Below are 22,818 nucleotides of genomic sequence, written 5' to 3' on the forward strand. Positions count from 1 at the left end.
TTACCAGCGTGGAATGGTGGTCGTCACATCCGCATTCTGCGCACGCTGACGCAGGAAGTGATCCATCAGCACGATTGCCAGCATCGCTTCTGCGATCGGCACCGCGCGGATCCCCACGCACGGATCGTGACGTCCTTTGGTGATCATCTCAACTTCTTCACCAGAGCGGTTAATCGTGTGGCCCGGCACGGTAATGCTGGAGGTTGGCTTCAGCGCGATATTGGCGATAATCTGCTGCCCGCTGCTGATGCCGCCGAGAATGCCACCCGCATGGTTGCTCTGGAAGCCCTCTTTTGTAATTTCGTCGCGGTTCTGGCTGCCACGCAGGGATACCACGTCAAAACCGTCGCCAATTTCGACTCCCTTCACCGCGTTGATGCTCATCAGCGCGTGGGCAATGTCGGCGTCCAGGCGGTCAAACACGGGCTCACCCCAGCCTGGCGGTACGCCGTCAGCCACCACGGTCACTTTAGCCCCGATAGAGTCGCCCTCTTTTTTCAGGCCACGCATCAGTTCGTCCAGCGCCTCCAGCTTATCGACATCGGCACAGAAGAACGGGTTCTGTTCAACCTGATCCCAGTCTTTAATGGCCAGTGGAATGTCGCCCATCTGGGTCAGGCAACCGCGGATCACGATGCCAAATTTCTGCTGCAGGTACTTTTTGGCAATGGCGCCAGCTGCCACGCGCATTGCGGTTTCGCGCGCCGAAGAGCGTCCGCCGCCGCGATAATCGCGGAAACCGTACTTTTGCTCGTAGGTGTAGTCGGCGTGGCCCGGGCGGAACACATCTTTGATGGCGCCGTAGTCCTGAGAACGCTGATCGGTGTTTTCAATCAGCAGACCGATGCTGGTGCCAGTGGTGCGGCCTTCGAAAACGCCAGAGAGAATTTTGACCTGGTCCGGCTCGCGACGCTGCGTGGTGTAGCGAGAGGTGCCCGGACGACGACGGTCGAGATCGTGCTGTAAATCGGCTTCGGTAAGCTCGATGCCGGGCGGTACGCCGTCAACGATACAGCCCAGTGCCAGCCCGTGCGACTCACCAAAGGTGGTCACGCGGAATACTTGTCCAATACTGTTTCCTGCCATCACGGCTCCGATGTTGTTTTTTGTGTTTGAGCGTTGTGAAACGGGCCGAAGCCCGCTGGATTAATCTTTGTAGATGCTGAAATGTTCACGCGCGTCGAGCAGTTGCGCTTTGGTCAGCATAAAGACGCCGTCACCGCCGTTGTCGAACTCAAGCCAGGTGAACGGCACATCCGGGTACTGCTCTATCAGATGTACCATGCTGTTGCCCACTTCACAAATCAGAACACCGTCGTCAGTCAGATAATCCGGCGCGCAGGCCAGAATGCGGCGGGTCAGCTTCAGGCCGTCAGAGCCCGATGCCAGGCCCAATTCTGGCTCGTGACGGTATTCGTTTGGCAGATCGGACATATCTTCCGCATCCACGTACGGCGGGTTGGTCACGATCAGATCGTACTGCAACGTTGGCAGGTCACGGAACAGATCGGAGCGGATCGGCGTAACATGGTGGATCAGCCCGTGTTCTTCAATGTTGTGCTCGGTTACCGCCAGCGCGTCGGTGGAGATGTCCACCGCGTCCACTTCCGCTTCCGGGAAGGCATAAGCGCAGGCAATGGCAATGCAGCCGCTGCCGGTACACATATCCAGAATGTGCTGCGGTTGACGGTTAATCAGGCCTTCGAAGTGGTTGTTGATAAGCTCACCAATTGGCGAGCGCGGCACCAGCACGCGTTCATCAACATAGAATTCGTGACCGCAGAACCAGGCTTTGTTGGTCAGATAGGCAACCGGAATACGCTCGTTCACGCGACGGATCACGCGCTCAACGATGCGGTGCTTTTCGCTGGAGGTCAGGCGCGCGGTGCGCATGTCTTCCGGAATATCGAGCGGCAGGTAGAGAGAAGGCAGCACCAGTTGAACAGCTTCATCCCACGGGTTATCGGTGCCGTGTCCGTACCAGATATTGGCGGCGCTGAAGCGGCTAACCGACCAGCGCAACATGTCCTGTATGGTATGCAGCTCGTTTACTGCTTCATCGACAAAAATTTTATCCACTCTTTCCTCCAGGGCATGCTCGCATAATTTTCGGCGGCTAGTTTGCCATGAAGACGGCGATAAATCAGCAATGACGCATACCGCTTGAGGTTAAAAAATGCGTTTAGTCGGGTACACTATCGGAAATACGAGATGAGAACGACGAATGAAAAAGAAAACATCGCTCAGCGAGGAGGATCAGGCGCTCTTCCGTCAGCTCATGACCGGGACGCGTCAAATCAAGCAGGACACGATTGTCCACCGGCCGATGCGCAAAAAAGTCAGCGAAGTGCCGGTCAAAAGGCTGTTGCAGGAGCAGGCGGATAATAGCCACTATTTTTCAGATGAATTTCAGCCGCTGCTTAACACGCAGGGCGCGGTGAAATATGTACGCGACGATGTCAGCCATTTTGAGCTGAAAAAATTACGCCGGGGAGATTATTCACCCGAGCTGTTTCTCGATCTGCACGGTTTAACGCAGATGCAGGCAAAGCAGGAGCTGGGGGCGTTGATTGCCGCCTGCCGCCGCGAACATGTGTTTTGTGCCTGCGTGATGCACGGCCACGGTAAACATGTTCTTAAGCAACAAACGCCGCTGTGGCTGGCTCAGCATCCACACGTGATGGCGTTTCATCAGGCACCTAAAGAGTACGGCGGAGATGCCGCCTTGCTGGTGTTGATTGAAGTTGAAGAGTGGCAACCGCCAGAACTGCCCTGAGAACATGGCGGGAGGCATCGTTGCTCCCGCCTTATCGCACGTCACCTCAGATTGCTTTCGCCATCCGGAGATTGCATGGACTCATTTGCCAGTTGAAGACCCCTTTGCCGGTTTCGTCGAGGGTAACGTTGGCAATGGCGGAGGTTGTAAACATCGGTGGCGTCTCGCCCGGGCACAGCTCAGATACCAGATAGCCAACCAGTGGCAGGTGGGAAATGACCAGTGCAGAAGCGACACCTTCATTGCACAGCGCCTGCAGGTAGGCACTGACAAGGCCGACATCACCACACGGCGTGAGTTCAGGGAGAACATCCACACTGGTCGGCAGGTTCATACACTCCCCTACCACATCCAGCGTCTGTTCAGCACGCAGGAACGGACTCACCAGAACGCGTTCAATGTCCACTTTTTGACCTTTAAGCCAGTTAGCCATCTGACGAGATTCGTCACAGCCACAGACGGTTAAAGGACGTACTGAGTCACTGGCGGCATCGAGTGCCGCGTCGCCGTGACGCATGATAAAAACTTGCATATTGCACCGCTTTTGTTAACCAGAATCACCGGCGTTAACTACCCGCGATTAATGCTTGAGGTAGAAAACCCGATGGCCGGGCATTGTGCCTGATCCATTCGGTGAATGAAACGCTGTTTTTTACCTCAATGGCGTAAGTATAGTCAATCTCTGTTTACAAAATCGCCAAATCAGATTCATTCACCGACGGATTTACCCTTTTTTGACCTCAACTTACGAGGACAGTTTCCCTTGCTGGCCAAAATGTCTGGCCCCGTTCCGCCATCTGCAATAATTCGTCACAGGGTGTAAACCGGGGACCATACTGCGCGGCAAGACGTTGCAGAATCGCAACCACTTCACCCGCTCCGAGGGTGTCCATGTAACGGAACGGGCCGCCAAGGAACGGCGGGAAACCAATACCAAATACGGCGCCAATATCGCCATCGCGTGCGCTTTTAATCACCTGCTCGCCAAAACAGCGCGCGGCTTCATTAAGCATCATCATCACACAGCGTTCAGCACACTGAACGGCAGACAGTTTCGCCTGTCCGGTTGTCGGGATAAGCCCATAGACCGAAGGGTCGACCTGTTTCTTGCTTTTACGCCCTTTTGCACCGTAAAGATAGAAACCGCGTTCATTTTTTCTGCCTTTGCGATCGTCCTTCAAAATTGCAGAAACAATGTTTGCAGGCGGGCTAAAACGCTCGCCATATGCGGCCTCCAGCACAGGTATAATTTTAGTGCCGGTGTCTATTCCTACCTCATCCAAAAGTTGGATTGGGCCAACGGGGAAACCAAACTTGACCAGCGCCTCGTCGACGTGTTCGATCTTCTCCCCTTCCACCAGCAGGCGCATCGCTTCGTTAATATACGGCGCCAGAATTCGGTTGACGTAGAATCCCGCTTTATCCGCCACGACGATCGGGGTTTTCCCCTGCTTTTTCGCCAGTTTCACTACCGTAGAGACAGTCTGCGGGCTGGTTGACGCGTGTGGAATAACCTCCACCAGCGGCATTTTTTCGACAGGGCTAAAAAAGTGCAGGCCAATCACCTGCTCAGGGCGCGCGGCTTTCGCTGCGATATCACCGATCGGTAATGAAGAGGTGTTCGAGGCAAAAATGGTGTGTGGCGCACAATGTTGCTCAACGTCGGCGACCATCTGCTGTTTAAGCGCCAGATCTTCGAACACCGCTTCAATCACCAGATCGCGATGGGCAAAACCACGGTAGTCGGTGGTCCCGCTGATCATGGCCACGGTTTTATCCCGCTCGCTTGCCTTGATATGGCGGCGTTTAACCTTTTGATCAAGGTTCTGCCAGCTGTACTGCAGCGCGTGATTGATCCCTTTCGGGTTGATGTCTTTGATACGTACAGGCAATTTGGCTTTGCTGGCAGTGACAAACGCAATGCCGCCGCCCATCAATCCGCCCCCCAGGACGCCCACGGCGTTGAGCGGTGCTGGTTCAGCATCGCTACCCGGATCTTTTTTAACGTCAGTGCTGGCAAAGAAGATGCTGCGCAGCGCCTGCGATTGCGGTGTCATCGCCAGCTCACCGAAGGCTTTTGCCTCTGCGGCATAGCCGCTGCTGCTGCCCTGCGACAATCCGGTTTCAATCACCTCAAGAATGCGCTTCGCCGCCGGATAGTTACCTTTGGTCTTTTGTTCGGTTTTCTTGCCCACCATGCTGAACAGCAACGTTCGTCCCAATGGCCCGGCCAGGATGCGCTCACGCACCGGCAGAACACGTTTTGCCTGACGTCCCTTCAGCGCCAGCTCCACGGCGGCTTCCAGCAAAATGGAGTGCGGGACGACGTCATCAACCAGTCCCGCTTTCAGCGCCTGACGGGCGCGCAGCTGTTTACCGGTTAAGATCATCTCCAGCGCCGTGCTGACGCCCACCAGCCGCGGCAGACGCTGCGTCCCACCGGACCCGGGAAGTAACCCTAACTGTACTTCCGGCAACCCGAGAACGGTTTTCGCGTCGTCAGTACAAATACGGCTATGGCAGGCCAATGCCAGTTCCAGCCCGCCGCCCAGGCATGCACCGTGGATCGCGGCGATCACCGGGATCGGCAGAGCGTGGATCTCCGCCATCACCTGCTGCCCCTGGCGCGCCAGATCTTCAGCTTCCTGCGCACTTTGCGCCCGGGCGATCATATTGATATCGGCCCCGGCTATAAAGTTGTCTGGCTTCGCCGAGATAAATACCAGTCCGCGAATCGCTTTGTTTTCGCGGATCTGCTTTAACATCTCGCGCACCTGAACGCCAAATTCTGCCTTCAGGGTATTCATCTTTTCATCGGGCACGTCAATGGTAATCACAGCCACGTTATCGAGGCGAACCGTCAAATTAAATGCAGATGCCATTGCCATTATTCAGCCTCCAGAACCATTGCTGCCCCCAGACCACCTGCGGCACAGGCGGTGACGAGGCCAAAGCCGCCGCCACGGCGACGTAACTCATGTAATGTTTGGGTGATCATCCTTGCGCCCGTTGCCGCAAACGGATGACCGTAGGCGATAGAGCCGCCCAGCACGTTAAATTTACTCTGATCCACTTCTCCGGTGGCATGGGCGCGGCCAAGCACATCACGCGCGAAACGTTCACTGGCCAGCAGTTGAACGTTAGCCAGAGTCTGCGCAGCAAAGGCCTCGTGCATATCAATCAGCGTTAAATCAGCGAGAGTCAACCCCGCACGCTCCAGCGCCAGCGGCGTGGACCAGGCCGGGCCTAACAGCATGTCCTGCCAGACATCAATCGCCGTGAACGCGTAGCTGCGCAGATAACCGAGCGGGGTAAGACCCAGCTCTCTGGCACGCGATTCCGTCATCAGGATCACCGCGGCAGCACCATCCGTCAGCGGAGTACTGTTGGCGGCCGTAACGGTACCGTGTTTACGGTCAAATGCCGGACGCAGTCTGGCGTAATCCGCCAGCGTCGAGGTGCCACGAATGTTGTTATCTTCCGCCAGCGGTTCGCGATAAGGCGGGATATACGCGGTCATCACCTCATCGGCCAGTTTGCCTTCCGACCAGGCTTTCGCCGCCAGCTGATGGGAACGGTGAGCCAGCGCATCCTGCTGCTCCCGGGTAATGCCGTAGGTTTTGGCCATCTGCTCGGCGGTATCGCCCATGCGCAGGCCGGTGGAATATTCAGCCACAGCGGGTGGAACAGGCATCAGGTCACGAAGGCGTAAACGCGAGAAGAGTTTGAGTTTTTGCCCGGCGGTGCGTGCTTTATTTGCATCCACCAGAATGCGGGCCAGCTTTTTACTGACCCCTATCGGCAGTACGGAGGAGGAGTCTGCCCCGCCGGCGATCCCGGCGCGGATGGTGCCCGCCATCAGGCTTTCGGCCACGTTTGCCACCGCCTGAAAGCTGGTTGCACACGCACGGCTAACGCTGTAGGCATCCGTATGCACGTTCATCCCGGTGCCGAGGACAATTTCTCGTGCAATGTTGGGGGCTTCAGGCATCTGAACAACCTGGCCAAAAACCAGCTGCTCAATGACGTCAGGCGGTATTTCGCTGCGAGCCAGCATCTCCCCCACCACCATTTTCCCCAGATCGACAGCCGGTATGCCGTGAAACGCTGTCGCCTGACGCGCAAACGGCGTACGCAATCCACTGACAATGGCAATGCGGTCACCTTGTCGGGTGATAAGCGGTAATGCCTGACTCATAACATTCCCCTGTAAAAATTTTTGCAAACATAAAGTGGTCTGACCTGATAAATAGTCTTAACCATTTTTTTACATTCAGCCAATTGGGGAAACGAAAAAATGCGAACTAAAACACAGAGAAGAAAAAGAAAATGCCCCGAGGTAAAAACAAAACGGTAACCCAGAGGTTACCGTTTTGAGTGTTTATACCCTCACCCGTGGATAAGGCTGGGGTGAGGGCTCCAGACCGCAGGAATTAACGCAGGCCTAACTGGAAAATCAGCGTTTCAGCTTCGCAGGCGAAGACAAAGTCGATATCCAGCTTCACGCCGCCGTCCACTTCCGTGAAGGTGGACTTGATTTCACACGGATCGGATTCTACGTCGCGCGCACGCTTGCTCAGCGCCGCCAGGGTTTCTTCCGCTTCGGCACGGTTGGTGAACACGCGGCTGTAAGAGGCGGTGCAATCGGAGTTGTCCATGATGGTACCAACATCCATACAGCAGCAAACCGGGGTTTCATCAGCACTGCATTTACTCATATCTCAATTTCCTCTGTATTCGCGCAGGACGCGAGACAAACACGATGCTGATATTTTACGCCCCGATGCAGACGCTCTCCAGCCGTTAATGGCGCAAAACGGGATAAGTGACCAATATCACACTAAAAAATGATCTAAAACAAAATTCACCCTTTTGGGTGAGTCGGGATGGTCACATTTTTGCCAACCAGATCTCGTTTCAAGAAACATGTTTGAAAATATTAATAAACAAACTTGCAACATTCTAGCTGGTCAGACCTATACTCTGGCCACTGGTCTGATTTGTATGTCATACCTCAGACCCTACACTTCGCGCTCCTGTTACGGTATGTAACAATTATTGAATAAAAATAACTCAATGAGGTTATGGTCATGAGCCAGAAAACCCTGTTCAACAAGACTGCGCTGGCAGTCGCAGTGGCAATCGTCTCTACGTCCGCCTGGTCAGCGGGCTTCCAGTTAAACGAATTTTCTTCCTCTGGCCTTGGCCGTGCGTATTCCGGGGAAGGTGCAATTGCTGATGATGCAGGTAACGCCAGTCGTAACCCTGCGCTGATCATGATGTTTGATCGCCCAACGTTCTCAGCGGGCGCTATCTTTGTTGATCCGGGTGTGGATATTACGGGCCGTTCCCCGAGCGGAGCCAGCCTGAATTCCGATAACATCGCGCCAACGGCCTGGGTGCCCAACCTGCACTTCGTCGCGCCAATCAACGACCAGTTTGGCTGGGGTGCATCCGTAACCTCTAACTATGGTTTAGCCACCGAGTTTAATAACGACTACGCAGCAGGCGCCTACGGCGGTAAGACCGACCTTGAGACCCTGAACCTGAACCTGAGCGGTGCTTACCGTCTGAACAGTAACTGGAGCTTCGGCGTTGGCTTTGATGCCGTTTACGCTAAAGCGAAAATCGAACGTTACGCGGGCGATCTCGGCAAAATCGTTGCGGGCTCCGGCGCACTGCCGCCGCCTCTGGCACAACAGGTTGCAGGGATCCCGGCAGACACACAGATCGCGTATCTGAAGGGTGACGAGTGGGGCTTTGGCTGGAACGCCGGTATCCTTTATGAACTCGATAAAAACAACCGTTACGGTTTCACCTACCGTTCCGAAGTGAAAATCGACTTTGACGGCGACTACAAGAGCAGCCTGCCTTCTGCTTATAATCAGATCCTCGGCACCTTCGGCCTGCCAATGGGCACCGATGGCCGTACCACTGGCGGTTCTCTGAGCCTGCACTTACCGGAAATGTGGGAATTGTCCGGTTATAACCGCGTGGCACCACAGTGGGCGATTCACTATAGCCTGACCTACACCAGCTGGAGCCAGTTCCAGGAGCTGAAAGCGACCAACAGCAAAGGCGACACGCTGTTCTATAAAGATGAAAGCTTCCGTGATGCCTACCGCATCGCACTGGGTACCACTTACTACATGGATGACAACTGGACGTTCCGTACCGGTATTGCCTTCGATGATAGCCCGGTTCCGGCAGACAAACGTTCTATCTCTATTCCGGATCAGGATCGCTTCTGGCTGAGCGCCGGTGCGACCTATGCATTCAACAAAGATGCCTCTGTCGATGCGGGTGTTTCGTATATGCACGGTCAAAAAGTCAGCTTCAAGGAAGGTCCGTATGAGTTCTCTTCCGAAGGTAAAGCCTGGCTGTATGGCCTGAACTTCAACTACGCGTTCTAATCCGCGCAGGGATCAAAAAAGGTGAGCATCGCTCACCTTTTTTATTTATTCCGAATCGATATCTTTTAATTCGTTCTCGATTGCCTTCGCGTTTGGATTCTCTTCCGGCTTCAGCTTGCCGCCATTGGCAATAAAGTCATGATTCTGGAAGTAAGCTTCACGCACCATGATGTATGGATCGGAAGACTGACGCAGCAGACCGTCTGAATCGAGCAGTTGCGCGCGGGTTTCAATCCCTTCTACCGTCCATTTACCAATCGACAGCGGCCAGGTCAGCCACGACAGGACCGGATACAGCGTATCCACCATATCACCGCCATCATCACGCACGGTAAAGCTGCCATAGAACGGCAGATGAACGTAAGGGCCGTAACCGACGCCATAATGACCCAGCGTACTCCCGAAGCGGTGCGGCTGTTCACGCTGCAGTTTCGGGTTTGCCATGCCGGCGACATCGATAAAGCCCCCCATCCCCAGCAGGGAGTTCAGGAAGAAGCGAGTAAAGTGCACCATCCCCTGATACGGATCGCCTTGCAGGAAGTAGTTGACCATCACCGCTGGCTCTTCAAGGTTACTGGTGAAATTGCTCAACCCGTTACGCGCAGGCTGGGGAACATAATCACGCCATGCAACCGCCACCGGGCGAACCACATACGGATCCAGCACGTTATAGTTGAAGCTATACATTGAGCGGTTAAATCCTTCGAGAGGATCGGAGCGTCCCGTTTGCTCCCCGGAGCTGGCGCAGCCCACAAGCATCGTCGCGCCCAGCGCAAGCGCCGACAGCCGAAGTTTCATAAAATTCTCCCTGTTCAGTATGGCTATCGTTGATTGCCATCCGTAACGGAGCATTTGATGCTCCGTCTGTAAACGTGCAAGTGATTGTATCAGCACGTTTACCGATGTCTATGAGCACAATTACGGGCAGTAACCACCGTCACTCTGATCTCAGCATAGCCTGGCTTTTAGAATTCGTTTCGCTGGCAATTTTATAATGGCTTTGAATGAGATGTCTCACCTTTGTTGCCATTACCCTCACTTTAAGAGCATCCCCACGGGCATTTTGTTAAAAGCCGCTACGCTTAAAAGAAAGAACACCCAACTGGAGCGGTTATGAAAGACGTGGGCGAAGAGAAAATTGGCGAGAGCAATGAAGAACTTGAAATTGAGAGCGAGGAAAAAGAGCGCGGTGAAAAGATTGAGATTGATGAAGATCGCCTTCCCTCCCGCGCAATGGCGATCCATGAACATATCCGTCAGGATGGGGAAAAGGAGATGGAGCGCGATGCCATGGCCCTGCTGTGGTCCGCTATCGCGGCAGGCCTCTCCATGGGAGCATCGCTACTTGCAAAGGGCATTTTCCATGTGCAGCTAGAAGGTGTACCCGGTGGCTTTTTGCTGGAGAACCTGGGCTACACCTTCGGCTTTATCATCGTCATTATGGCCCGCCAGCAGCTTTTTACTGAAAACACGGTCACCGCCGTTCTGCCGGTCATGCAAAACCCGACCCTGGGTAACTTTGGCTTACTGATGCGTCTGTGGAGCGTAGTCCTGCTGGGCAACCTTATCGGCACAGGTATCGCCGCCTGGGCGTTTGAATATATGCCGATATTTGATGAACCCACCCGGGATGCGTTTGTGAAAATCGGTATGGATGTGATGAAAAACACGCCAGTAGAAATGTTCTCTAATGCGATTATCTCTGGTTGGATTATCGCGACAATGGTCTGGATGTTCCCGTCCGCAGGCAGCGCCAAAATTGTGGTGATCATATTAATGACGTGGCTGATTGCGCTGGCCGACACCACCCATATCGTGGTGGGTACGGTAGAAATCCTCTATCTGGTATTTAATGGCACCCTTCACTGGAGCGATTTCTTCTGGCCATTCGCACTGCCCACGCTTGCAGGCAACATCTGCGGCGGAACCTTTATTTTTGCACTGTTGAGTCATGCCCAGATCCGTAACGACATGTCTAACAAGCGTAAAGCCGAACTGAAAGCGCGGGAAAATGATGATAAAGCGGCAAAAAAATCGGCCTGAATGGTGACTCTTTGAGCAGTCGGGCGGCAATGCGCTTAACGCAAAGTGTAAATAACGCTATACTCGTGCCGCCTCGTCCCCTTAGTTAAATGGATATAACGAGCCCCTCCTAAGGGCTAGTTGCAGGTTCGATTCCTGCAGGGGACACTTTAGAAACATCACTGCGCTTTCCATAACTCCACGCAGTTTCGCCCCCGTCGTTTTGCCCCATACAACGCCTCATCCGCAGCCTGAATCAGACGTTCGTAGTCAGGATGACCATTAAACATGGCCGCACCAATCGAAAGCGACAACGGTATTGGCTCGCCTGTCGGGGAATGAACCTTAATTTTTTCCACACGTCGGCGGATCCGCTCGGCAATGCGCAGGGTATCGGCTTCGGTGATTTCCGTTAGCACAATCAAGAACTCATCTCCGCCGTAGCGGAAGACATAGTCACAGGTGCGAACATTGTCATAAAACGCCCCGGCAACCTTTCTTAATATTTCATCTCCCGTGTTGTGCCCCCAGGTATCGTTGATTTGCTTGAACTTATCGACATCAATCAGCAACACCGACAGCGGCGAACCAGAACGACTTGCCTGGGTAATTTCACGTTTAAAAATGGTTGGCAGAAAGCGACGGTTGAGCAGACGCGTGAGCACATCCACACCTACCTCATGGCGGGCAACCTCATCAAATAGCTCATGCAGCAGGGTCACGATTTGCGAGAAGGTCGTTCGCGTCAGCCGCAAAAATTGCACCTGGCGCAGTCTGTCGTGAAGGGCATCGTCTGTCTGACGAACGTCATGAAAAGCCGCGTCGAACTCCTGTATAAGACGAGAGATATGCCCTGCTTCGGCAATACCACTGAAATAGTGACGTCCCTTATGACTGAACCACAGCCCAAAGTCGGACTGCCCGAGAGGCCGGCTGTTGTCGATGCTGGAATCCAGCATCACTTTATAGAGCAGCGACAGTTCCCACGTCAGTAATGCGGCGGTCTGCCGCTCCTTCTCGACTTCCGCATTTTCCATAAGGGAGAAGATTCGATAGTTCTCATCTTCTTTTGCCGCATTGTTCTCGCTAAAGACATAGGCGCGCGACATCACCTCCATGGCCAGATCAATGCTGTTAATGGCGTAGTGATAGATGCTTAACTTGGTCTCAGAAGGGTGTGGTGTGGCATTAATAAGGGGTAATAATAGCTTTTTCAGGATCCGGAAACCCATCTCAACCAGGTCGACCGAGATACCTATTCGGGCGTGAACGTCGGCGGCGCGCTGCTGAGCCCGTATCTGTTCATCAACCTGTTCAACCCGACAGGAGAGAACATCAACAAGCCAACGGCGCAACGCCTCCTGCAGTTGCCTTTCAACCTGTTCAGTGGTCAGAAACTCCGCTACGTGGGGATCGGCCAGTACAACACGATAAAACTCCGTAATCAGACCAGAAGCATGATCGCTGGCCAGTTGCGCAGTAAGTTGATGAACGAGGGGATCCGTTTCATTAATCAACTGAATCCACTCATCCCTTACGGTTTGTAAATAGGTTTCCATTTACACCCTCCAGGAGAAGATCGTTATCTTGCCCGGCATAAATTGAGCGCTCAGATTCACCGTCTGGCATGCGTGACAATCAACAACAGCAACAAAATCAACACCCTTTCCAGCTGTCGCTTTTTTAATCAAAAACGAGTAATAGCACATATCGTATAACGGTGCTACATTACGCCGCCCACCCAACGTCAGCAGTGGTCAGGCAACGCCGTAAAGATCGGTAAAGCCTGCAACCATGACCTTGTCCAACGGTCTAATTGGCACGTGGTATCGCTTTATGCGTTACTTTCACCGGCTTTACATAGGTTCACTATTTTGTCTCAATCCCAATTCAAACGTGAGTTTTTACACCCGCGTTACTGGTTTACATGGTTTGGTCTTGGCGTTCTCTGGCTGCTGGTTCAACTCCCATACCCTGTCATTCGTGTACTGGGTTCTAAGCTCGGCAGCGCATCCCGCCACTTCCTCAAACGTCGTGAATCTATTGCCCGTAAAAATCTCGAACTGTGCTTTCCCCAGTATAATGCGCAGCAGCGCGAAACATTGATTGCCGAGAACTTTAAATCTATCGGCATGGCATTGCTTGAAACCGGCATGGCCTGGTTCTGGCCTGATGAGCGCGTCCGCAAATGGTTTGACGTTGAAGGTCTCGAAAACCTGAAACGCGCGCAAATGCAAAACCGCGGCGTGATGGTTGTCGGTGTCCATTTTATGTCGCTGGAACTGGGCGGCCGCGTGATGGGGCTTTGTCAGCCGATGATGGCTACCTACCGCCCGCACAACAGCGCGCTGATGGAATGGGTTCAAACGCGTGGCCGCATGCGTTCCAACAAGGCGATGATCAGCCGTAACAATCTGCGCGGTATGGTCGGCGCCCTGAAGAAAGGCGAAGCCGTCTGGTTTGCCCCCGATCAGGACTACGGACGTAAAGGCAGCAGTTTTGCGCCCTTCTTTGCGGTTAAAAATGTCGCCACCACCAACGGCACCTTTGTGATTTCACGTCTGTCAGGTGCCGCGATGTTGACCGTGACAATGGTGAGAAAGGTTGATAAGTCTGGCTATCGTCTGCACATCTCACCGGAGATGGCTAACTATCCGGAAAACGAATGTGAAGCCGCGGCGTTCATCAATAAAGTGATCGAGACCGAAATTATGCGCGCGCCGGAACAGTATCTGTGGATGCATCGCCGTTTCAAAACGCGGCCGCTTGGCGAAGCGTCTCTCTATATCTAATGTGTAGAAAGGTTAGTTTCGCTAAGAAACTAACCTTTTCAATCACCTGTAATCACCCTGAGTAATTGTCTTTTCTTGCCGTCGCTCAACGCGGATTTATTGCGCTCTGAAATCAAACTGTCGCCGTTCCACGACACTCGTAAGTTACGGAAAGTATTTAAAAAAATGCCTCTTGTCACCCCTCATTTTTAGGCGTACATTAGCGCCGTCTGGCAACAGGAAAGCACAGAATTCTGAGCTGGAGTTTGCATCGTAACGGGATAATTCTCATTTCCGTCTCAGGCAAATGTCAGTTCTCTATAATCAGGTGGACTCTGTTTTTAAGTGCGTACCAGAAGATACGCGGAGCGATGAAACGTGAAATATTTCTTTATGGGCATTTCGGTGATTGTTTTAGTGTGGGCCGGAACCTTCGCCCTGATGATCTAGCGAAGAACATGCAGTCAAAAAAACAGGAGCCGTTGGCTCCTGTTTTTTTATGTTATGAAGATTCGTGCTGTTCAGCGGCACTCTTTGATGCGAGAAGCCCGTCGGCGCGGAACATACTCTTAATGCCCCTCACCGCCTGACGAATACGGTCGCTGTTTTCAATCAGCGCGAACCGCACATGGGTATCGCCATAATCACCGAAGCCAATGCCCGGCGAGACGCAGACTTTCGCGTCCTGCAACAGCTTTTTGGCAAACTCCAGTGACCCCATCGCCGCGTAAGGCTCAGGGATTTTTGCCCAGACATACATTGACGCTTTCGGCATTTCCACCATCCAGCCAGCCTCATGCAGCCCTTTAACCAGCACATCGCGACGGCGTTTATACTGGGCGGCAATATCATGAACACACTGCTGATCGCCTTCCAGCGCGGCGATAGCGGCCACCTGCAATGGGGTAAAGGTGCCGTAATCGTGGTAACTCTTAATACGCGCCAGTGCACTCACCAGCGTTTTGTTACCCACCATAAAGCCAATACGCCACCCCGCCATGTTGTAGCTTTTCGACAGGGTAAAGAACTCCACCGCCACATCACGTGCGCCCGGAACCTGCATGATGGAAGGCGCTTTCCAGCCGTCGTACACAATATCGGCGTAGGCTAAGTCGTGTACGACCAGCACGTCATAACGCTTCGCCAGCGCGACCACTTTCTCGAAGAAATCGAGCTCCACGCACTGCGCCGTTGGGTTCGACGGGAAACCGAGGATCATCATCTTCGGTTTCGGATAGCTTTCACGAATCGCACGTTCCAGTTCGTTAAAGAAATCGACCCCTTCCACCAGCGGCACAGAGCGAACCTGCGCGCCGGCAATCACCGCGCCGTAGATATGGATGGGGTAGCTTGGATTAGGCACCAGCACCGTATCACCGTGATCCAGCGTAGCCAGCATCAGGTGCGCCAGCCCCTCTTTCGAGCCAATGGTGACAATGGCTTCACTTTCCGGATCGATATCAACCTGATAGCGATCCTGATACCAGCGGGAGATCGCACGACGTAATCGAGGAATGCCGCGAGAGGTGGAGTAACCGTGCGTATCCGGGCGCTGGGCGACCGTGCAGAGTTTCTCAACGATATGCGCAGGCGTTGGGCCGTCAGGGTTACCCATGCTGAAATCGATAATGTCTTCGCCGCGACGACGCGCAGCCATCTTCAGTTCAGCAGTGATATTGAAAACATAAGGGGGGAGACGATCGATACGCGTAAAACGGCGTTCAGGACTGAATTCAGCCATAGATTCCTCAGAATAACGTTAGCGCCCGGACCGTCCGAGCGACGCTGCCACCGATGTGGCGTGTTTAGAAAATAACCTGAAAAAAAACATGCTGTCGAGGGGGAACGCAAAAAAAAGATGTTGCGTTAAAAACGGGAACCCTCTGAAACCGAAAGCGGAAGCGTTCCTGCTCATTACGCAATTTTAACACCCAGTATTTAACATGATGATATCAAAGCCGTTACCTTGACGTTCTTCATGAGTAAAAAATCTGGAATCTTCAGGAACTCGCCTGCAATCCCCTTTGAAGATTATGGTTTTTCCTCATTTGATAAACCCGACGGATAGCTGGTCAACAGGCGTCAGGTTTTTTATCATTAGGCTTTCCTCTTTTCGCTGGTCGACTCGTGCACGAAATATTCGATATGCTGCTGGCGGTTTTTGACCGTGCGGCATTAATGCTGATTTGCCTGTTTTTCCTCATTCGCATTCGCCTGTTTCGCGAACTGTTGCACAAGTCCGCCCACTCGGCAAAAGAGCTGCTGGCCGTTACCGCCATCTTTTCACTGTTCGCCCTGTTCAGTACCTGGTCCGGAGTGCCGGTAGAAGGGTCGCTGGTTAACGTGCGGGTTATTGCCGTGATGTCCGGCGGGATCTTGTTTGGCCCCTGGGTGGGCATTATTACCGGCCTGATTGCCGGGACACATCGTTACCTGATAGATATTGGCGGCGTGACGGCGGTGCCCTGTTTTATCACCAGCATCATCGCCGGTGTCCTTTCCGGCTGGATTAACCGCAAAATACCGAAAAAACAGCACTGGCGCGCCGGGATCATCGCGGGCATGCTGTGCGAAACGCTGACCATGGTTCTGGTGGTCGTCTGGGCCCCTACTATCGCGCTGGGGCTGGATATTGTCTCTAAGATCGGTATTCCGATGATCCTCGGCAGCGTCTGCATCGGTTTTATCGTGCTGCTGGTACAAAGCGTCGAAGGGGAGAAAGAGGCCAGCGCCGCACGTCAGGCCAAGCTGGCGCTCGACATCGCCAACAAAACGCTGCCGCTCTTCCGCCATGTTAATGCTGAATCCTTACGGCAGGTCTGCGACATTATCCGTCGCGATATTCATGCCGATGCCGTCGCCATTACCAATATCGATCATGTCCTGGCCTATGTTGGCGTGGGTGAGCATAACTATCAGGACAGCGATGACACCATCAGCCCGACCACCCGACAGGCGATCAATTACGGTAAAATCATCATTAAAAACAATGATGAAGCCCACAGAACCCCGGAAATCCACTCCATGCTGGTGATCCCGCTGTGGGAGAAAGGCGTGGTAACGGGAACCCTGAAAATTTACTACTGCCACGCGCACCAGATCACCTCCTCCCTGCAGGAGATGGCCATCGGGCTGTCGCAGATTATCTCTACCCAGCTGGAGGTCTCCCGTGCGGAACAGCTGCGTGAGATGGCAAATAAGGCAGAGTTGCGTGCACTGCAGAGTAAAATCAATCCTCATTTTCTGTTCAATGCGTTGAATGCTATCTCCTCTTCCATTCGTTTGAACCCGGATACCGCACGTCAGCTCATTTTCAATCTGTCGCGCTACCTGCGCTACAACATCGAGCTGAAAGACGATGAGCAGATCGACATTAAAAAAGAGCTTTATCAGATCAAGGATTACATTGCGATTGAGCAGGCGCGCTTTGGCGACAAACTGACGGTCATTTACGATATTGATGAAGAGGTAAACTGTGTGATCCCAAGCCTGCTGATCCAGCCGCTGGTTGAAAACGCCATCGTCCACGGGATCCAGCCGTGTAAAGGGAAAGGGGTGGTGACCATCAGCGTGACCGAAAGCGGCAACCGTGTGCGGATTGCCGTGCGCGATACCGGCCACGGGATTGACCCCAAAGTCATTGAACGCGTTGAAGCCAACGAAATGCCAGGGAATAAGATTGGGCTGCTGAATGTCCACCACCGGGTCAAGCTCCTGTACGGCGACGGGCTGCATATTCAGCGCCTTGAACCGGGCACCGAGATCGCCTTTTATATCCCGAACGAACGCTCTCCCGTTCATGCATCAACGTCCCTGTTACCTTAAGCCGGAGTAACCGATGAAAGTGATCATTGTAGAAGATGAGTTTCTGGCTCAACAGGAGCTGAGCTGGCTTATCAAAACGCACAGTCAGATGGAGATTGTGGGCACGTTTGACGATGGCCTGGACGTGCTGAAGTTTTTGCAGCATAACCGCGTTGATGCCATTTTTCTTGATATCAACATTCCGTCGCTGGATGGCGTATTACTGGCGCAAAACATCAATCAGTTTGCCCATAAACCGTTCATTGTTTTCGTCACCGCCTGGAAAGAGCACGCCGTTGAAGCCTTCGAACTGGAGGCGTTTGACTATATCCTCAAGCCTTACCAGGAGTCGCGCATCATCACCATGCTGCAAAAGCTGGAGGCCGCGTGGCAACAGCAAACCGCGCCTGTCACCGCAAGCCCGACAGTACGTGAGAATGACACCATCAATCTGGTGAAGGATGAACGTATCATCGTGACGCCGGTTAACGATATCTATTATGCCGAAGCCCATGAAAAGATGACGTTTGTCTATACGCGGCGGGAATCGTACGTGATGGCGATGAACATTACCGAGTTTTGCAGCAAGCTGCCGACAGCGCATTTCTTTCGCTGTCACCGATCGTTTTGCGTGAATTTAAACAAGATCCGCGAGATCGAGCCGTGGTTTAACAATACCTACATTTTGCGCCTGAAGGATCTTGATTTTCAGGTACCAGTGAGCCGCAGCAAGGTCAAAGAGTTCCGACAGTTAATGCATCTGTAAATCCCCTCTCCCGCAAGAGAGGGGCTGGGTTTTAGAGGATCTGGCCGAGCACCTGACGCAGGTGGGCGCCCGAGCCAAGTAAACCCGGGTTGTCGTGCACAATCAGGTAAACAGGAATGTCCTGCACGTAGCTTTTAAAACGTCCTTTGTCTTCAAACCCACCGCGGAAGCCTGACGCTTTGAAGAACTCCAGGAAGCGCGGCACAATGCCACCGGCAATGTAAACGCCACCGAAAGTGCCGAGCGTAAGCGCCAGGTTGCCACCAAAACGCCCCATGATCACGCAGAACAGCGACAGTGCGCGACGGCAGTCGATGCAGCTGTCTGCCAGTGCGCGCTCGGTCACGTCTTTCGGCTGCAGATTTTCCGGCAGACGGCCGTCAGATTTCACAATCGCACGATACAGGTTCACCAGCCCCGGGCCGGAAAGCACGCGCTCAGCCGACACGTGGCCGATCTCAGCGCGTAGCTCTTCCAGAATAATGCCCTCTTCTTCGCTGTTCGGTGCAAAGTCCACGTGGCCACCTTCACCCGGCAGACTCACCCAGCGCTTATCGACATGCACCAGATGTGAAACGCCAAGACCCGTACCGGCACCGTAAACGGCAATCGGCTTGCCTTCTACCGGTGCGGTACCGCCAAACTGAGTCAGGTGCTCTGGCTTCAGCATCGGGATAGCCATCGACACCGCCGTAAAGTCGTTGATGATTTCCAGATGTGCAAAGCCGAGGTTTTTTTTCATCTCGGCGATGGAAAATGCCCAGGTATGGTTGGTCATCGCGACCCAGTCGCCGGTAATCGGGCAGGCAATAGCAATACAGCCATCGTCAACGCTGACCTTGTGCTCTTCCAGATAGACGCGGACAACGGCCTCAAGGCTGGGGTAATCCAGGCCTGAATAGGTTTTCGCCCGGGAAATTTCACCACTACTTACATCGCATAATGCCAGGCGCGCGTTCGTGCCGCCCACATCTCCTACCAAAGCATACTTTGTCATTCTTCTACTGCTCCGCTAAAGTCAGAATAAATCTTTGGAACACTGTAAATTCAAGGCGTGATAACAACAACGACCGGAAGGTGAATGCCCCGGGATTATCGATCTTCGTCACAGAATAACTTTACCGTTTCAGCACCTTTTGCACTATTGCCACAATGCTGATTGTGCAAAGTAACGTAATACCTTTTTGTACAAGGAAATTATCATGCTCCACCCGCGAGCCAGAACCATGCTGTTGCTGGCAATCCCGGCCTTAATTATTGGTATTGTCTCAAGCCTGGTACTTATCATCGTGATGAAAGTCGCCTCGGTGGTGCAAACGATGTTATGGACAGCGCTTCCGGCTCAAATGGGTATCAACGTTGATTCGCCGGCGTGGATCATTATGATGCTGACCCTGACGGGCGTTGCGGTGGGTCTGGTGATCCGCTTTAGCCCAGGGCATGCCGGGCCGGATCCGGCGCTGGAACCGCTGATTGGTGCCCCGGTCGCACCTGCAGCGCTGCCTGGGCTCATTATCGCGTTAATTATTGGTCTGGCAGGCGGCGTTAGCCTGGGGCCAGAGCATCCCATCATGGCGGTCAATATTGGCCTGGCGGTATTTCTCGGTTCACGCATTTTGCCCCGGGTCGGAGCCCTGGACTGGACGATTCTGGCGTCTGCCGGCACCATCGGCGCACTCTTCGGCACGCCGGTCGCGGCCGCGCTGATCTTCTCGCAAACGCTCTCCAGCAATAACGACGTCCCGCTCTGGGATAAACTCTTTGCGCCACTGATGGCCGCCGCGGCCGGCGCACTCACCACCAGTCTGTTTTTCAATCCGCACTTCTCGCTCTCCCTTCCCCACTACGGCCAGATGCAGATAGCCGATATCTTCAGCGGTGCGGTTGTGGTCGCTATTGCCATTGCGCTGGGGATGATCGCGGTCTGGTGTCTGCCGCGTCTGCACCGCCAGGTGCATAAGCTCAAACATCCGGTATTGATCCTCGGCGTCGGGGGGTTGATGCTCGGCATTCTGGGGGCCATCGGCGGTAAGGTCACGCTGTTTAAAGGTCTGGATGAGATGCAGCAGCTGGCCTTCAGTCAGGTGTTTAGCGTGTCCGATTATCTGCTGTTTGCGCTGATAAAGCTGGCGGCACTGGTGGTGGCGGCAGCGTGCGGTTTTCGTGGCGGACGGATTTTTCCGGCGGTCTTTGTCGGCGTCGCGCTGGGGTTGATGCTGCATGAACATGTGGATGCAGTGCCGGCGGCGATTACTGTCTCCTGCTCTATTCTGGGGCTGGTATTGGTGGTGACGCGCGATGCCTGGCTGAGCCTGTTTATGGCCGCAGTGGTGGTTCCGGATACCACCCTCATCCCGTTACTTTGCATCGTGATGTTGCCCGCCTGGCTCCTGCTGGCGGGCAAACCGATGTTGATGGCCTGGCGTAACGACAAGTGATCAGGCGCTGTTACGCGCCTCCAGCGCTTTGGTAATCGCCCCCAGCAGCGGCGGGATATCCGCCTTTGGTAGCATCACCTCAATCAGCGAAAGCCGTTCGTGGTGCGCCACTTTTTCGAGCACGTCCGCCAGCTGTTCCGTTTCACTGACCCGCCAGCATTGCGCCTGAGGATCCAGGCTCAGTGCCTGCGGGATTTGGGTCCAGTTCCATAAAGCAATGTCGTTATAGCGCTGTTCCGGTCCGTGGATGGCTCTCTCTACCGTGTACCCTTCGTTGTTAAGCACCAGGATGATGGGGTGCTGTTTATCACGCAGCATCGATCCCATTTCCTGAATGGTCAGTTGGGCGGCACCGTCACCGGTGAGTACAATCACGCGCCGGTTCGGGCAGGCGGTTTGCGCACCAAACGCCGCGGCCAGGGTATAACCAATGGAGCCCCACAGCGGCTGGACGATGAAATTCACGTCTGCAGGCAGACGCAGATCAATCGCCCCGAAGGCCGAAGTGCCCTGGTCGGCAAGAATGATGTCACCCGGGCGAATAAAGGTTTGCAGCGTGCTCCAGAAATTCTCCTGGGTGAGTGAGCCCTCCGTCTGCGGGTAGGCCATCGCGCTCTGAGACAACGGTACAGGCGTATCGTGCACGTGTTGTTTGCACAGATCCATCAGCGTCTCAATCGCCTGAAGCATCGGGATCCCGGTAAACCAGACATCACCGACGCGGGCGGCATGCGGCTGAACTTCTATCGTTTGCGCCGGGGTTAACTGATGTGTGAAGCCGGCGGTCAGCGTATCGGTAAATCGTGTCCCGATGCACAACACCGTATCCGCGCCTTCAATCGCCTCTTTTACCGCGCCAGCACTCGCCGAGCCACTGTACGTACCGTAAAATCCGGCCTGCCGTTCATCGAATATTCCTTTGCCCATCAGCATGGTGGCGTGTGCCATCGGCACCTCTTTCACCCATTTTTGCAGCGCATGTTTATGACCGTGGCGCAGGACAAGGAAATCGGCCAACAGCGCAGTACGTTTGCTCGTTTTCAGCCTGCTCTCGGCGGCATCACGGAACGCTTTCAGGCAGGCAGTATCGCCATGAACCGGTTTGAGAGTGAGAGCGCTTACAGGCGGCGTAGCCGATTTTTTAGCCACATCGGCAGGCAACATCAGGTAGCCGGGACGGCGCTCCCTCAGCATGGTGGTGAGCACTCTGTCGATTTCGTAGCAGGCATTTTGTTCGGTCAGGATCGCCTGTGCGACCGTGATCGGTTCACTCATATGGTAGAAGTGGCGGAACTCACCATCACCCAGCGTGTGGTGCAGCAACTCCCCTTTTTGCTGTGAGGCCGTACCCGGTGCCCCCACAATATGTAACACCGGAACATGTTCGGCAAAGCTGCCGGCCATGCCGTTCATGGCACTTAACTCCCCTACGCCAAATGTTGTCAGCAGCGCGGCAAAGCCCTTACATCGGGCATATCCGTCAGCGGCATAAGATGCGTTTAGCTCATTAGCACAGCCCACCCAACAGATATCCGGGCTGTCGATGACATGGTCGAGAAACTGCAGGTTATAGTCGCCCGGCACGCCAAACAGATGATCGGCACCACAATCTGTAAGACGGTCCAGCAGGTAATCGGCGACGCAGTATGGGGTTCGCATAACAGGTGTCCTTCTGACGTTGACCTCACTTTGAGTATTAAATAAGCGTGATGGCTGTCCAGAAATGACAGAAAGAAGGTCATGGAAAGAATGCTTTACAAAAACGGCTGCGCTATGCTCTTTTTTTTCGCATCAGTGTAAACGTATACACGGTTATTTCTTTTTAGCG

The 22,818-nt window shown here is 53.9% G+C and carries 19 protein-coding genes and 1 tRNA gene; 9 read left to right on the forward strand and 11 right to left on the reverse strand.

Annotation, left to right across the window (positions count from 1 at the left end):
- Entirely contained in the window at nucleotides 1–1,086 is a 1,086-nt protein-coding gene (gene aroC / locus EKN38_RS01405; protein WP_014832800.1) for a chorismate synthase, read from the reverse strand.
- A 60-nt stretch (nucleotides 1,087–1,146) separates the two neighbouring features.
- Nucleotides 1,147–2,079, reverse strand: coding sequence for a 50S ribosomal protein L3 N(5)-glutamine methyltransferase (gene prmB, locus EKN38_RS01410; RefSeq protein WP_013098152.1), 933 nt, complete (start codon nucleotides 2,077–2,079; stop codon nucleotides 1,147–1,149).
- A 145-nt stretch (nucleotides 2,080–2,224) separates the two neighbouring features.
- Here prmB and smrB point away from each other — a divergent pair, with 145 nt between their 5' ends.
- Nucleotides 2,225–2,776 (forward strand): endonuclease SmrB, encoded by a 552-nt coding sequence (gene smrB / locus EKN38_RS01415; protein WP_014832801.1) that lies wholly within the window; start codon nucleotides 2,225–2,227, stop codon nucleotides 2,774–2,776.
- Between the two features lie 46 nt (nucleotides 2,777–2,822).
- On the opposite strand, the gene sixA is transcribed toward smrB, so the two are convergent.
- The 4 genes from sixA to EKN38_RS01435 form a co-directional block, all read right to left on the reverse strand.
- Complete coding sequence (gene sixA, locus EKN38_RS01420) at nucleotides 2,823–3,308, reverse strand: phosphohistidine phosphatase SixA (protein ID WP_014832802.1); 486 nt, start codon at nucleotides 3,306–3,308, stop codon at nucleotides 2,823–2,825.
- A gap of 208 nt (nucleotides 3,309–3,516) precedes the next feature.
- The gene (gene fadJ / locus EKN38_RS01425; RefSeq protein ID WP_014832803.1) at nucleotides 3,517–5,664 is read right to left on the reverse strand and encodes a fatty acid oxidation complex subunit alpha FadJ; all 2,148 of its coding nucleotides are present in this window, start codon (nucleotides 5,662–5,664) and stop codon (nucleotides 3,517–3,519) included.
- On the reverse strand, nucleotides 5,664–6,974 hold the full coding sequence (gene fadI / locus EKN38_RS01430) for an acetyl-CoA C-acyltransferase FadI (protein WP_014832804.1): 1,311 nt from the start codon (nucleotides 6,972–6,974) through the stop codon (nucleotides 5,664–5,666). The genes fadJ and fadI overlap by 1 nt, the downstream gene beginning before the upstream one ends.
- A gap of 235 nt (nucleotides 6,975–7,209) precedes the next feature.
- Nucleotides 7,210–7,494, reverse strand: a complete 285-nt coding sequence (locus EKN38_RS01435; protein WP_014832805.1) for a YfcZ/YiiS family protein — start codon at nucleotides 7,492–7,494, stop codon at nucleotides 7,210–7,212.
- 372 nt (nucleotides 7,495–7,866) lie between these two features.
- Between EKN38_RS01435 and fadL the strand changes: the two genes are divergently transcribed.
- Nucleotides 7,867–9,189, forward strand: coding sequence for a long-chain fatty acid transporter FadL (gene fadL, locus EKN38_RS01440; protein WP_014832806.1), 1,323 nt, complete (start codon nucleotides 7,867–7,869; stop codon nucleotides 9,187–9,189).
- 45 nt (nucleotides 9,190–9,234) lie between these two features.
- On the opposite strand, the gene mlaA is transcribed toward fadL, so the two are convergent.
- Nucleotides 9,235–9,987, reverse strand: coding sequence for a phospholipid-binding lipoprotein MlaA (gene mlaA / locus EKN38_RS01445; protein WP_013098159.1), 753 nt, complete (start codon nucleotides 9,985–9,987; stop codon nucleotides 9,235–9,237).
- Between the two features lie 315 nt (nucleotides 9,988–10,302).
- On the opposite strand from mlaA, the gene EKN38_RS01450 reads away from it, so the two are divergent.
- Together EKN38_RS01450 and EKN38_RS01455 are read left to right on the forward strand one after the other, a co-directional pair.
- The gene (locus EKN38_RS01450) at nucleotides 10,303–11,232 is read left to right on the forward strand and encodes a formate/nitrite transporter family protein (RefSeq protein WP_014832807.1); all 930 of its coding nucleotides are present in this window, start codon (nucleotides 10,303–10,305) and stop codon (nucleotides 11,230–11,232) included.
- A 75-nt stretch (nucleotides 11,233–11,307) separates the two neighbouring features.
- Nucleotides 11,308–11,379 (forward strand) — tRNA-Arg (locus tag EKN38_RS01455).
- Between the two features lie 11 nt (nucleotides 11,380–11,390).
- On the opposite strand, the gene EKN38_RS01460 is transcribed toward EKN38_RS01455, so the two are convergent.
- Nucleotides 11,391–12,770 (reverse strand): diguanylate cyclase, encoded by a 1,380-nt coding sequence (locus EKN38_RS01460; protein ID WP_047361133.1) that lies wholly within the window; start codon nucleotides 12,768–12,770, stop codon nucleotides 11,391–11,393.
- Between the two features lie 315 nt (nucleotides 12,771–13,085).
- Between EKN38_RS01460 and lpxP the strand changes: the two genes are divergently transcribed.
- Both lpxP and ypdK read left to right on the forward strand, forming a co-directional pair.
- Nucleotides 13,086–14,003 (forward strand): kdo(2)-lipid IV(A) palmitoleoyltransferase, encoded by a 918-nt coding sequence (gene lpxP, locus EKN38_RS01465; protein WP_014832809.1) that lies wholly within the window; start codon nucleotides 13,086–13,088, stop codon nucleotides 14,001–14,003.
- A 357-nt stretch (nucleotides 14,004–14,360) separates the two neighbouring features.
- A complete protein-coding gene (gene ypdK, locus EKN38_RS01470; protein WP_099458937.1) occupies nucleotides 14,361–14,432 on the forward strand; it encodes a membrane protein YpdK in 72 nt (23 codons plus the stop codon).
- A gap of 52 nt (nucleotides 14,433–14,484) precedes the next feature.
- Here ypdK and alaC read toward each other — a convergent pair whose 3' ends face one another.
- Nucleotides 14,485–15,723, reverse strand: coding sequence for an alanine transaminase (gene alaC, locus EKN38_RS01475; protein ID WP_014832810.1), 1,239 nt, complete (start codon nucleotides 15,721–15,723; stop codon nucleotides 14,485–14,487).
- A 386-nt stretch (nucleotides 15,724–16,109) separates the two neighbouring features.
- On the opposite strand from alaC, the gene EKN38_RS01480 reads away from it, so the two are divergent.
- Both EKN38_RS01480 and EKN38_RS01485 read left to right on the forward strand, forming a co-directional pair.
- Nucleotides 16,110–17,807, forward strand: coding sequence for a sensor histidine kinase (locus tag EKN38_RS01480; RefSeq protein ID WP_032618314.1), 1,698 nt, complete (start codon nucleotides 16,110–16,112; stop codon nucleotides 17,805–17,807).
- 13 nt (nucleotides 17,808–17,820) lie between these two features.
- Nucleotides 17,821–18,552, forward strand: a complete 732-nt coding sequence (locus tag EKN38_RS01485) for a LytR/AlgR family response regulator transcription factor (RefSeq protein ID WP_014832811.1) — start codon at nucleotides 17,821–17,823, stop codon at nucleotides 18,550–18,552.
- Between the two features lie 31 nt (nucleotides 18,553–18,583).
- Here EKN38_RS01485 and glk read toward each other — a convergent pair whose 3' ends face one another.
- Nucleotides 18,584–19,549, reverse strand: a complete 966-nt coding sequence (glk, locus tag EKN38_RS01490) for a glucokinase (RefSeq protein ID WP_014832812.1) — start codon at nucleotides 19,547–19,549, stop codon at nucleotides 18,584–18,586.
- Between the two features lie 205 nt (nucleotides 19,550–19,754).
- Between glk and EKN38_RS01495 the strand changes: the two genes are divergently transcribed.
- Nucleotides 19,755–20,990: an ion channel protein gene (locus EKN38_RS01495; protein ID WP_014832813.1), complete on the forward strand. Its 1,236-nt coding sequence runs from the start codon at nucleotides 19,755–19,757 to the stop codon at nucleotides 20,988–20,990.
- On the opposite strand, the gene ipdC is transcribed toward EKN38_RS01495, so the two are convergent.
- Nucleotides 20,991–22,649 (reverse strand): indolepyruvate decarboxylase, encoded by a 1,659-nt coding sequence (gene ipdC / locus EKN38_RS01500; protein ID WP_014832814.1) that lies wholly within the window; start codon nucleotides 22,647–22,649, stop codon nucleotides 20,991–20,993.
- Between the last annotated feature and the right edge of the window lie 169 nt (nucleotides 22,650–22,818).

It is taken from the genome of Enterobacter sp. WCHEn045836, from assembly GCF_003965585.1.
Taxonomy (GTDB): Bacteria; Pseudomonadota; Gammaproteobacteria; order Enterobacterales; family Enterobacteriaceae; genus Enterobacter; species Enterobacter dissolvens.

Bases quoted from the DNA above. Each gene is read 5' to 3' on its own strand.
- aroC (WP_014832800.1), bottom strand. From the start codon at position 1,086: ATGGCAGGAAACAGTATTGGACAAGTATTCCGCGTGACCACCTTTGGT.
- smrB (WP_014832801.1), top strand. From the start codon at position 2,225: ATGAAAAAGAAAACATCGCTCAGCGAGGAGGATCAGGCGCTCTTCCGT.
- sixA (WP_014832802.1), bottom strand. From the start codon at position 3,308: ATGCAAGTTTTTATCATGCGTCACGGCGACGCGGCACTCGATGCCGCC.
- fadJ (WP_014832803.1), bottom strand. From the start codon at position 5,664: ATGGCAATGGCATCTGCATTTAATTTGACGGTTCGCCTCGATAACGTG.
- fadI (WP_014832804.1), bottom strand. From the start codon at position 6,974: ATGAGTCAGGCATTACCGCTTATCACCCGACAAGGTGACCGCATTGCC.
- EKN38_RS01435 (WP_014832805.1), bottom strand. From the start codon at position 7,494: ATGAGTAAATGCAGTGCTGATGAAACCCCGGTTTGCTGCTGTATGGAT.
- fadL (WP_014832806.1), top strand. From the start codon at position 7,867: ATGAGCCAGAAAACCCTGTTCAACAAGACTGCGCTGGCAGTCGCAGTG.
- mlaA (WP_013098159.1), bottom strand. From the start codon at position 9,987: ATGAAACTTCGGCTGTCGGCGCTTGCGCTGGGCGCGACGATGCTTGTG.
- EKN38_RS01450 (WP_014832807.1), top strand. From the start codon at position 10,303: ATGAAAGACGTGGGCGAAGAGAAAATTGGCGAGAGCAATGAAGAACTT.
- EKN38_RS01460 (WP_047361133.1), bottom strand. From the start codon at position 12,770: ATGGAAACCTATTTACAAACCGTAAGGGATGAGTGGATTCAGTTGATT.
- alaC (WP_014832810.1), bottom strand. From the start codon at position 15,723: ATGGCTGAATTCAGTCCTGAACGCCGTTTTACGCGTATCGATCGTCTC.
- EKN38_RS01485 (WP_014832811.1), top strand. From the start codon at position 17,821: ATGAAAGTGATCATTGTAGAAGATGAGTTTCTGGCTCAACAGGAGCTG.
- glk (WP_014832812.1), bottom strand. From the start codon at position 19,549: ATGACAAAGTATGCTTTGGTAGGAGATGTGGGCGGCACGAACGCGCGC.
- EKN38_RS01495 (WP_014832813.1), top strand. From the start codon at position 19,755: ATGCTCCACCCGCGAGCCAGAACCATGCTGTTGCTGGCAATCCCGGCC.
- ipdC (WP_014832814.1), bottom strand. From the start codon at position 22,649: ATGCGAACCCCATACTGCGTCGCCGATTACCTGCTGGACCGTCTTACA.